This window comes from Kitasatospora nipponensis, from assembly GCF_039528135.1.
GTDB lineage: Bacteria > Actinomycetota > Actinomycetes > Streptomycetales > Streptomycetaceae > Kitasatospora > Kitasatospora nipponensis.
This window is the reverse complement of record NZ_BAAALF010000626.1, coordinates 599-816: the sequence shown is the minus strand read 5'-3', so window position 1 is coordinate 816 and position 218 is coordinate 599.

Genomic DNA, 218 nt, shown 5'->3' with positions numbered 1-218 from the left:
TTTCAGATTGTGAAGATCAACTGATATGGGTGAGCGTGCTGTCAACCTCTGTGCAAACGCACTTGCGGTTTCCTCAGCATCGGAGTTTCTCACCGTGACCAGACGCCGCCGCGGCCCAGCCGCTCAACGCCTGATGGCGGTCGGCGGGGCCTTCGCCGTCGCCCTCAGCCTGACTGCCCCTGTCGCGTTCGCCGCTGATTCGATCCCGATGCCGTCGT